Origin of the sequence: Paenibacillus agricola (assembly GCF_011440305.1) — a bacterium.
Lineage (GTDB): Bacteria > Bacillota > Bacilli > Paenibacillales > NBRC-103111 > Paenibacillus_S > Paenibacillus_S agricola.
The window spans coordinates 416842-427477 of sequence record NZ_JAAOIW010000003.1; the positions used below are offsets into that span (position 1 = coordinate 416842).

General features: G+C 45.9%; 8 protein-coding genes. 3 read left to right on the top strand and 5 right to left on the bottom strand.

Annotated elements, in window-relative coordinates; all coding sequences use genetic code 11:
• Window positions 1–83 precede the first annotated feature (83 nt).
• Both G9U52_RS09880 and G9U52_RS09885 read right to left on the bottom strand, forming a co-directional pair.
• Complete coding sequence (locus G9U52_RS09880; protein ID WP_166148860.1) at window positions 84–1061, bottom strand: MBL fold metallo-hydrolase; 978 nt, start codon at window positions 1059–1061, stop codon at window positions 84–86.
• Window positions 1062–1071: 10 nt separating this feature from the next.
• Window positions 1072–1812, bottom strand: a complete 741-nt coding sequence (locus G9U52_RS09885; protein WP_166148862.1) for a class I SAM-dependent methyltransferase — start codon at window positions 1810–1812, stop codon at window positions 1072–1074.
• Window positions 1813–2120: 308 nt separating this feature from the next.
• Here G9U52_RS09885 and G9U52_RS09890 point away from each other — a divergent pair, with 308 nt between their 5' ends.
• The 3 genes from G9U52_RS09890 to G9U52_RS09900 all read left to right on the top strand — a co-directional run bounded on the left by G9U52_RS09890 (window position 2121) and on the right by G9U52_RS09900 (window position 6560).
• The gene (locus G9U52_RS09890; RefSeq protein WP_166148864.1) at window positions 2121–3332 is read left to right on the top strand and encodes an ROK family protein; all 1212 of its coding nucleotides are present in this window, start codon (window positions 2121–2123) and stop codon (window positions 3330–3332) included.
• Between the two features lie 108 nt (window positions 3333–3440).
• Window positions 3441–4472 carry a formylglycine-generating enzyme family protein gene (locus G9U52_RS09895; RefSeq protein ID WP_166148866.1) on the top strand — a complete coding sequence of 344 codons (1032 nt, stop codon included), beginning with the start codon at window positions 3441–3443 and terminating at the stop codon, window positions 4470–4472.
• A gap of 57 nt (window positions 4473–4529) precedes the next feature.
• Entirely contained in the window at window positions 4530–6560 is a 2031-nt protein-coding gene (locus tag G9U52_RS09900) for a Na+/H+ antiporter (RefSeq protein WP_166148868.1), read from the top strand.
• 207 nt (window positions 6561–6767) lie between these two features.
• Here G9U52_RS09900 and G9U52_RS09905 read toward each other — a convergent pair whose 3' ends face one another.
• The 3 genes from G9U52_RS09905 to G9U52_RS09915 form a co-directional block, all read right to left on the bottom strand.
• Window positions 6768–7940 (bottom strand): DNA sulfur modification protein DndB, encoded by a 1173-nt coding sequence (locus G9U52_RS09905; protein WP_166148870.1) that lies wholly within the window; start codon window positions 7938–7940, stop codon window positions 6768–6770.
• Window positions 7940–9121 (bottom strand): DNA sulfur modification protein DndB, encoded by a 1182-nt coding sequence (locus G9U52_RS09910; RefSeq protein ID WP_166148872.1) that lies wholly within the window; start codon window positions 9119–9121, stop codon window positions 7940–7942. Before G9U52_RS09910 ends, G9U52_RS09905 begins: the two co-directional genes overlap by 1 nt.
• A 421-nt stretch (window positions 9122–9542) precedes the next feature.
• Window positions 9543–10636 (bottom strand): coiled-coil domain-containing protein (locus tag G9U52_RS09915; protein WP_166148874.1); only part of this gene is annotated, 1094 nt, incomplete at its 5' end.

Here is a 10636-nt window from a genome sequence, read left to right on the forward strand (position 1 = left end):
ATTAGAATGGCAAAAAAGCACTCCCAAATCCCCACTCTTTATTAAGGGTATTTGGAAGTGCTTTTTCTGATACTCGGGAAAATCTATACGACTTGAAAATAAACGACCCCATCTTGGTCTGAACGCTTTAGCATGCCTCTTTCTTCCAAATATAAGAGATGGGCCAAGGTTTCAGATAAGGCAAACCGCATTTGGTGCAGCGTAAGCCGCTCCCCAAACGTATCGCGGCACACGCGATACGCCGTTTGTGGCTGCTTAACCAACATTTGGCGCATTACTTCTAGCCTTGCTTCATGGTGCTTGAGCAATTCCTGAGCCCGCAGGCCAAAAGCCGCAAACGGCTCACGATGCCCAGGGTATGCCCGCTCTACTTCATAGCGGCCCATATCGATGAGGCTCTGCAGAAAGCTGCCCAGCGGGTTCTCGTCGATCCCCCCGGGTAAGTAGCCGATATTTGGCGAAATTTGCGGAATCACATGGTCCCCGCAAAACATTTCCTTCGTTTCGGCACGATAAAAGCACACATGTCCTGCCGCATGGCCAGGCGTATGTAGGGTTGCATATTCATGGTTCCCTAGCCGCATGCTCTCACCTATAGGCAGGATCGTTACTTCTGGCTGCGGTGATACCATGGCAACAAATTCGTCCATATGCTGCTCCATCGGAGCCAGCATCTCGGCTGGAAGCCCACAGCTCCGAAATAATGCCAATAAGGAGGCCGTCATCGGCTGCCCTTCCCCCCATAGCAAACGTATCTGCTCATAGCCAACTGCTGAAATATGGACGGGAGCCTGGGAACGCTCTTGAAACCAGCCTGCGAGCCCATAGTGGTCAGGGTGATGGTGGGTCAGCACGATTTGCTCAATATCCTGGTAGGATATTGACAATCCCCCCAGCACTTGCTCCCAGCACTGCTCGGAGGCTGCTGTGTGAAGCCCTGGATCGATTAGCGTATAGCCGCTATTACCGCGAATCAAATAGCTGTTCACCCAGCGAAGCGGGAAAGGCAAGGGCACTTTGATTTGTTGGATAGCATCGGTATGTACGGTAATTATCGCCATGAGAACATTCCTATCCTTTCCGCCGTCCGACAAATATCATTCGCTTCGATTCGGCATTGCTATATGGGGAAGCATCGTAATCCCCATAAAGATTCAATACTTCAAGACCTGCCCGTTCGAGCATAGCCAAGAAGGTATCCCGGTGATAAAGCTTGACCTGCTCCAAATAGGTGCGATCCTCAATGCCCGGCTCACGAATCACGATGGTTTTACGCACAAAGCCATCTTCAAGCTTACGTGTTTCTTCAATCGTACAAGCGCCTTCCTCCCTACTTGAGAAAGGGACAATATGTCTCTCGACAAATTCGGGATTCAAAAAGTCTATAATAAATTGCCCCTGACCCGCTGGTTTAAGCAAACGATAAATTTCATGCAGCACTTTCTCATTCTCTTCGTCTTGTTCGAAGTAACCGAAGGAAGTAAACAAATTGACAACCGCATCGAATTGCTGGGACAGCTGTACATCGCGCATATCGCCCTGAATCCAATTTACCTTTTGCTCCGTATCCAGCCTTACCGCTTCCTTCAGCAGGACTTCGGACAAATCAAGTCCGGTTACTTTGAAGCCGCAGTCCGTCAGTGCCATCGAATGCCTGCCCATTCCACAGCACAAATCGAATACCTCTGAGCCTTCGGCTAGCTTGAGCCATTCAATCATCCTTTTGACCTCGTTGTAGGCGTCTTCGATATCCCGGTGCTTGTAGACGAGTAAATAATCATCACCAAAGCTTTTTTTGTACCAATCTGACATGTATAAGTTCCTTCCTGAAAGCAGTAATTTTTTGGGGGCAGCATTTCTGAAATATAACAAAATGCAACACGTCTATCTTAACAAAATATAACACATCTATCTTAACAAATTTTCTCGTGGTAGTCACAATCTTAAAGAAATGGCTACACCTATCAGCTTGATGGAGATTGACTAAGTTTCTCAGACTTTATTCCTTAATGGATTTAAGGGTGGTATACTTAGGAAAGTATTGGTGAAGCCTACTATCTTGATGTATACTATAAGCTTATAAATATACTTGGGATACTTGGGATTGGATGGGGAGCTTCATGCAGCATATCGCTATCGGAGAACGGATCAATAGCCGTAAACATAAGGAAATTTACGAATTAATACGTCGGCATCCGTTAATTTCCAAAATTGATTTATTGGAACAAAGCCAAATGACAGGCAGCACATTGACTCGTACTTTAGAGGAGCTTGTCGGCCAGGGCTGGCTGCTGGAGGCTGGGCTTGGAGAATCCACTGGGGGGCGCAGACCGATCCTGTACCAAATCAACCCAACCGCAGGTTATGTGTTTGGCCTCGATATTTCCAGGATGATGTCCAAGCTGATTTTATGCGACCTGCATATGAACAGGCTGGATAGCTCCAGTTGGTTGATGGACGCTACGATGACACCAGCGAAGCTCTTAGATGAAATCGCTGTTACGGTTTCAAGTATGCTGAATAAACACGCCATAGCCTTCGATTCCGTATTAGGCATGGGTATTGGTGCCGTTGGTCCGTTAGACCGGTTATCAGGTACTATTCTCGAACCGTTATATTTTCAAGCGTCGGGCTGGCGAGATGTGAACGTGATGGTTTATTTGCAGGAGAAGCTGGGCTTCCCTATCCAGTTGGATAATGGCGCTAATATGGCAATTATTGGCGAATCCTGGTCCGATCGTAATCGGGACTACCAGCACCTGCTTTATGTCCATCTTGGTGTCGGGATCCGTTCCTCCATGATGTCCAACGGCAAGGTTGTATACGGGGCTGTGGATATGGAAGGCTCCATCGGGCAAATGATTATTCAAACCGATGGTCCAAGGTTAGGCGATCATGGCAATTACGGCGCCCTTGAAACGTTTGCCTCTATCCATGCCATTGAGCAGCAGGCACAATCCCGCTTAAAGCAAGGGCGCGAAAGCTCGCTGCGTTCTCAAGAGGTTTCGCCTGAAAACATTAATTTCACCCATCTGGTGCAGGCGCTACAGATCCAGGACCCTCTGACCGTAGAAATATTTTCGCAGGCGGCGACTTATTTTGGCATCGGGCTCTCCAATTTGCTGAATATTTTGCACCCTGAAAAGGTCATTCTTGGCGGCTCCTTGATCAACTGCCATCCGAGCTTTTTCCACATGGCCACTAGAGTTGCGATTCGTAATACCTACCATTATCCAACCTACCAGGTTGTTTTTAGCCAGGGGCATTTGGGCGAGGAGGCTCTTGTAACAGGGGCAGCTATTTCCGTGATTAACCAGCTAACCGAAGGTTGAAAAACTCTAAGGCTTATGCTTACGATGCCAGTTTTGCTACCAAAACTCTAAAGCTTATGCTTACGATGCCAGTTTTGCTACGCAAAACTCTAAGGAGAAGATCATCATATGAATGAACCGTCCATATCTTCCTGCTGCTCAGCAGGTCGAGCAGAGCAGGAACCAAAAGCCCCTAACCTCCTTGCAGGAAGCACTAGTGAGGCTGGAACAATCGAACCTGTACAGGGACAATCCAGAGGCAGCTATGACGCTATGGTTCTTTTGCCCGGTGGCGAATTCCTGATGGGCACAGACGACAAAGAAGGCTTCCCTGCCGATGGCGAGGGACCCGTTCGTGCTGTTACGATCCGCCCCTTTTATATCGATCCGTATGCCGTCACGAATGCGGAATTTGCCGAATTCGTCCGCTCTACCGGTTACAGGACTGAAGCTGAGACCTTTGGCTGGTCCTTCGTCTTTCATTTGTTCGTTTCTCCTGAAACAGCTGCCAAAGTTAAGCATGTGGTCCAGCAAACACCTTGGTGGTGGAATGTGGAGGGTGCCGACTGGGCACATCCTGAGGGACCCGATTCTTCGATCGAGACTCGCTTCGACCATCCAGTGATTCATATTTCATGGAATGATGCTGTTGCTTATTGCAGGTGGGCCCGCAAACGGCTACCTACTGAAGCAGAATGGGAATATGCAGCCCGCGGTGGGCTGACCCAGAAGCGTTATCCTTGGGGCGATCTGTTGAAGCCTGACAGCGAGCATCTTTGCAACATCTGGCAGGGCAAATTCCCGGACAAAAATAATTGTAGTGATGGATATGCAGGAACCGCTCCCGTCCATGCCTTTAAACCTAATGGCTACGGTCTGTATAACGTCTCAGGTAACGTGTGGGAATGGTGTGGCGATTGGTTTAGCCCAGACTGGCATATGAACGCGAAAGCTACAAAGACGAATCCTAAAGGCCCTCAGGAGGGCACACGCCGCGTTATGCGGGGGGGCTCCTATCTATGCCACAAATCCTACTGCAACCGCTACCGGGTAGCTGCACGTAGCTCTAATACACCCGATAGCTCAAGCGGCAATATGGGCTTTCGCTGCGTTGCTGATCCAAAAATAGAATCCGACAGCTCGAGTACAAGCAAACGATAAAAGATGATTAATTAATTAAGAATGGGGATATATAGATAACAGGAGGGATTTCAATATATGGAACTTTTTCTTGTTATTTTGCTTCTTCTTGCCCTAATAGGCTTATCCACCATTCTAAATCGGTTTCTTCCCTTCATCCCTATCCCCTTATTTCAAGTCCTATTGGGCGTTCTGGTTGCCATAATTCCGTGGGGCGTTCATATTCCGCTTAGCCCTGAGCTGTTTTTCGTCTTGTTCGTTGCTCCGTTATTGTTCAACGACGGGAGGCGAATACCTCGGGAGGAGCTTTGGAATTTGCGTGCCCCGATCCTGCTCTTATCATTGGGGCTTGTATTTGCGACGGTGGTAGTGGTCGGTTACGTCATTCACTGGCTCATTCCGGCGATCCCGCTATCTGCCGCTTTTGCGCTCGCAGCCATCATATCTCCAACCGATGCGGTTGCCGTAGGCGCCTTGTCTGGCAAAATCAAAATGCCGCGAGACATTACACGCCTCCTCGAGGGCGAGGCCTTGTTGAATGACGCCTCCGGCCTGGTTGCCTTTAAATTTGCAGTGGCCGCCACGGTTAGCGGCATCTTTTCATTCCCGGAAGCAGCAGCCAGCTTCTTGCTTATTTCCATTGGCGGGTTACTCGTCGGCTGCTTGGTTTCGATCCTGGTCATTCGGCTTCATGTGCTTATTCGCCATCTAGGGATGGAGGATGCCACGCTCCATATGCTGATCCAGATTTTAACGCCGTTCCTTATTTTTCTGGCAGCCGAGGAATTACACTTGTCAGGTATTCTAGCCGTTGTCGCAGGCGGAATTACTCATGCTATTGAGCGGGACCGCTCAGAGTCGACACTAATGGAATTGAAAATTGTCTCCGCCAGCACATGGACGATGATCCTGTTTATTTTGAATGGACTGGTGTTTCTCATCCTTGGCCTGCAGATTCCCAATGTTACAGAGGTAGTCGTAAATGATGCTTCGGTCAGCAACCTTCAAATGGTCGGCTTTATTGTGTTGATTTCCATTACCTTGATTCTGCTGAGATTCCTTTGGGTCTACTTATTCTGGAGTGCGGAATGGACATTTAGCAATAAAAAGCAAGTGGGCAAGCCACGACTTCGCTCCACGCTGCTTATAGCGCTCTCGGGAGTAAGGGGGACGATCACCTTGGCCGCGGCATTTTCGATTCCTCTGGCGGTGCAGGATGGCAGCCCTTTTCCGGAACGGGATGTCATCATCTTTTTGGCTGCAGGCGTAATCTTATTTACACTTATTATCGCTAGCGTGATGCTTCCTCTGCTTTCGGGCAAGCCCGACGCTAATAAAGCCAAGGATGAGGCTAAAATCGAGCAGGATGCGAAGGTCCGGCTATTGGAGGCCAGTATTGCCACTATCCAAAAGGATAGTACCGAGGAAAACCGAGCTGCAGCCTTATCGCTAATTTCAGACTATAACAAGCATATCCAGCAAATTCGCAGTGAAGGGATCAGCAGCCAAATCCAGTTCCGTAAAATGGAGCGCGACCTGCGTATCCTGGCCTTTGAAGCAGAACGTGAGGAAGTGAAACGCCAGGTAGACGGAGGAAAGCTTAGCCAGGAAGCGGCTTATAAATTTATCCGTATCTTAAACCGTTCGGAAATGATTGTGACTCGACGCCTTCGGTACATCCTCACGTTATTGCTTTTCACGATAAGGCGGATCGCTTGGAAAATGCTGAAAAACCGCAATCAACGACCTGGAGCCTTTCCTTCTCATCAATTCGAGAGTATCCAGGCTGCCAAAATCCAGAGCTCTCAAGCCGCTATTGAAGCTATCCAAAACCATATGGACACCATCAACAAGGAGGCCGCCCAAGAAGTGATCTCCGATTATAACAAAACAATTCAAAAATTAAAAAATGGCTTTAATCAAACGGGCACACACAAGGATTTTAGAAAGCATAAAAAAGAGCTGCAATATAAAGCGCTCCAAATAAAACGAAATATGATTCAAAGCCAATTCCAAAATGGAGAAATCAATCGCGCCCTCGCGCATCATTTACGGCAATTCGTCAGCTATTTAGAGGTTGCCATTCTGGTGGATGAGGAACTGGTGTGAGGGTGAGGTGAATAAACGTTTATTCATTGCATATGTGCGTTAGTAAAGATAAAAGCCTTCAATTCCACTTATCGAACTTGGAATTGAAGGCTTTTATGTTAGTTCACTTTATGACGTACCGCTAATCCTTGATATACGTTGCAGCCTTACATCATGGTAGCCGTCGACAAAAAGATTGCCGTACCCATGTCCATGTAGCCACGAGCCCTAAGCCGTGGAAGCATCGTCTTCCACGATATCCGTAAGCAGCTCATCGAAAAATTGAACGAATTTGCTATGCTTGCGCAGCGATTTTTCATGGATGAGATTCAGCTTGCCATTGTCCAGCGTACCGAAACGCTCAATAAGCTCCTCATTGCCTTGCGACCAATCAAAGCCTTCAAATATACGCAGACAAGATGTCCAGTTCTTCACATATTTGCCGTCTTGGAATAAATGGCCGTTAGCAAACAAGGCTATACTTTCCTGCATCGCACGGCTAGAGGAGCTATATTGCGGCAGCCCCGGCTGCTCCGGCATCAAAGGCAACAGCTTAGAATAGAACTGGTGCATAATCTCGATATACGTCGAAGGGTCTTGGCGAATTTTACGGGCAAGCTCGTAAGAAGGTTGCATTTTGCCGGTCAACAGCATGGTTGCGGTAGAATACAGCCAGCTGAACGAAGTGAAATTTTTGTTATAGGAGGTCAAATTAGCCCTGCGCTCAACGCCCGCACCCTTCAGGAACACGTTGTGATCAACAACCTGTTGGATAACGAGGTTCAAAGGATCGATGCTATCGAAGGAATGACCCAGCTCTTTGCTTACCAGTTGGACCTTCGAGTTAATATCACCGAACAGCTGCTTTTCTTCTTCCTCACTAAGCCCAATATAGATTTGTACAGCCAGCTCGCTTTCCATCAGTTCCAGGCGCCGGCGCTCGATTTGCTCAACCATCCCTTGCTGCTGCTCGACTGCTGAGGAGACCTCCTCATTCTCGGGATTACGGCGTTGTTTAATGCGAAGCGCAGCAATCTTTCTTTCATGGCTGCGCACTTCCTTGATCAACTGCTCGTTCACATAACCTAAGGCAAGGATGCGATGCTGCCCATCCAAGATGCTCAGCTTGGAGCCAGGACGCAAATAAAGACCATTGTCCATTTTAGCCAATGAGCTGACTTCCCGCAAAGACAAAGTTACAGGTCCGAAAAAGACGCGGTCCAAATCTCTTTCCTGCAAATAATTCGATATTTTACGGCGTTGTCCGTTACTCAATTTGCGCTGGACCATCGGGTCAATCGAAGTGTAATTCAATATATCTTGCACTTGTATGGCAACCGTGGCCAAACCAAAATGGTCACAAAACGGGAAAATCGCCATGTTTAAGCAAAGTCCATCCATTAAATTGCATCCTCCTTAGATTTTTCGTCAGTAGGCGGGAAAGCTTTTTCCATAAGCTCATCCTCGCGTATCAAAAACAGGTTGTGCTCCTGATAAAAGTCCTTAATGTACTGGTAAGCCTTCATAATCCGCGAACGTCTTGGCAAACGGTCCTTCTCATCACCGACGAAAATGGCATTCCAATCGATATGCGGCAATATTTTCATCGCGTATTCTAATGCATAACGGTTAAAGCTTCCTGTCTTCGTCGCTTCCCCATGGAATACCATCGCCATCGCGATTTGCATATTTTCCGTCCAGCATAGCTCACCCCGCTGAGGCTCTGGCAAATAACGAAGCATCGTATCAAAATAAAACGAAGCTAGCTTTTGTAAATCATCAACATCTTTCTCCTGAAAATAGTAACCGTTATTGCGCGCTGCCGATTTCAAACGCCCCTCGAACAAACCAACTAAAATTTCTACCAGCAAATGATAGGAGAATAAAAACTCCGGTCCTTTACCACGTTCCGTAAACATATCAACCGAGATTTGCTTCATAGCAGGCGCAGTTTCGGCAATTTGCGTAGCCAGTACATGATAAAACCTTCTTTGTTCCCGCAAGACAGCCAAATTGCCGCCGATTTTTCGCGGAAGCTTGTTGATGTCAGAGAAAAGCTGGCGCTCCTGACGTGCGTTAATGTCGAGATAAATCATAGTAGACATCGGGAACATATATAGCTTGCTTAGCTTATCGGATATTTCTTCCATCCGGTCATATTCTCGGCGATCTTTGGCACGTGTCATATTGCTTTGTAACGTTTCCATCAAACGGCGGAATGCTACCAATCTGTGCTGCCCATCCACGACATAAAGCTTTTCAATGGCCTGGAGCCTGTAAACCTTATTCTCAGCATCATATTCTCCAGCTCCTCTAGCTGAAAGGATGATCCCCGGAAAATAAATGCCTTGTTGATGCTCCAAATAAAGCATAATGTAATCGATAAGTTTGGATAGATTTTGAGGTACAAGTGAGCGCTGCACTTCCAAATCCACTTCATAAATGGAAAACAGCTTGCTCATTGGTAAAGTCGTGGTGAGGGTCATTTGACCAAATGTCCTCGATGCTATACCCGGTAATTCGATATACGAGGAAGTTTTTTGCCCTGCCAAAAGCTCAGACAGAGATGAAATCGTGTCCATTCTTAATTGCCTCCTTATAGTTAACCAAATTATTGTTGTAAGTATTTTACTATAAATAACGAGATATAGGTACATTATACACTGAAAAATCATCAAACATTCAAGTTTAAAGAGAAATCACAACAAATTCCTTATGTTTTCCGGAAAAATCGGACTAAACAGATCAGATCTGCTCCGTTTGGCGACAATTTACTAATCATATAGAGAAAATTATTGAAACAGATAAGCTTATCTACATAAATTATCCAACGGTCAATAAAATATCACTTAACCACTAACCATACAACGAAAAACAGCCTACCTTATCAGGCAGTCTGTTTGGAAAGCCATTTGAACTTATTTGCTCTTCTGAAAGCTATCATCGGATTATTAGATATTGAAAAATTCGATTCGTGACATCATATGTTCAATCGTAAAATAGTTACGAAGTATATTGTGAAGGAAATCCTAATAGTTTTGCAATTTTGACTACAAGTTCTTGCTGTGAAATCATCATTTGATATATTTCGTCATATCGTTTGTTATGCAATTCTTCACTTTTAATGTCTTGGTCGATAATATCCGTTACTTTTTCTGTAAGTGTCTGCACCATGCTTCGCAGTTCAATAACTTCTTCAGACATACCGTTATACCGTCTGTTTAGTGATTCTGCTGTCGTCGTTAATTCACTTTTGATATCCTGGTCTATCATTTCGGTTACATTTTCTGTAAGTGTCTGCATCATACTTCGCAGCTCTGTTACTTCTTCAGATATACCGTCATACCGTTTGTTCAGGGATTCTGCTGTTACCATTAATACCGCTACTTCTTCAGACACACCGTCATACCGTTTATTCAGGGATTCTGCTGTTACCATTAATACCGCTACTTCTTCAGATATACCGTCATACCGTGTGTTCAGTAATTCTACTATCGTCGTTAATTCACTTTTGATGTCTTGTTCAATAATTTCCGTTACATTTTCTGTAAGTGCCTGCATCAAGCTTGACAGCTTCGCTACTTCTTCAGACATACCATCATACCGTGTGTTCAGTAATTCTGCTGTCGTCGTTAATTCACTTTTGATGTCTTGTTCAATAATTTCCGTTACATTTTCTGTAAGTGCCTGCATCAAGCTTGACAGCTTCGTTACTTCTTCAGACATACCGTCATACCGTGTGTTCAGTAATTCTGCTGTCGTCGTTAATTCACTTTTGATGTCTTGTTCAATAATTTCCGTTACATTTTCTGTAAGTACCTGCATCACGCTTCGCAGCTCCGCTACTTCTTCTGACACACCGTCATACCGTGTGTTCAGTAATTCTGCTGTCGTCGTTAATTCACTTTTGATGTCTTGTTTAATAATTTCCGTTACATTTTCTGTAAGTACCTGCATCACGCTTCGCAGCTCCGTTACTTCTTCTGACACACCGTCATACCGTGTGTTCAGTATTTCTGCTGTCGTCGTTAATTCACTTTTGATGTCTTGTTCAATAATTTCCGTTACATTTTCTGTAAGTGCCTGCATCACGCTTC

Coding starts and splice junctions, on each gene's coding strand:
- G9U52_RS09890 (WP_166148864.1), top strand. CDS start 2,121: ATGCAGCATATCGCTATCGGAGAACGGATCAATAGCCGTAAACATAAG.
- G9U52_RS09885 (WP_166148862.1), bottom strand. CDS start 1,812: ATGTCAGATTGGTACAAAAAAAGCTTTGGTGATGATTATTTACTCGTC.
- G9U52_RS09900 (WP_166148868.1), top strand. CDS start 4,530: ATGGAACTTTTTCTTGTTATTTTGCTTCTTCTTGCCCTAATAGGCTTA.
- G9U52_RS09880 (WP_166148860.1), bottom strand. CDS start 1,061: ATGGCGATAATTACCGTACATACCGATGCTATCCAACAAATCAAAGTG.
- G9U52_RS09905 (WP_166148870.1), bottom strand. CDS start 7,940: ATGGATGGACTTTGCTTAAACATGGCGATTTTCCCGTTTTGTGACCAT.
- G9U52_RS09910 (WP_166148872.1), bottom strand. CDS start 9,121: ATGGACACGATTTCATCTCTGTCTGAGCTTTTGGCAGGGCAAAAAACT.
- G9U52_RS09895 (WP_166148866.1), top strand. CDS start 3,441: ATGAATGAACCGTCCATATCTTCCTGCTGCTCAGCAGGTCGAGCAGAG.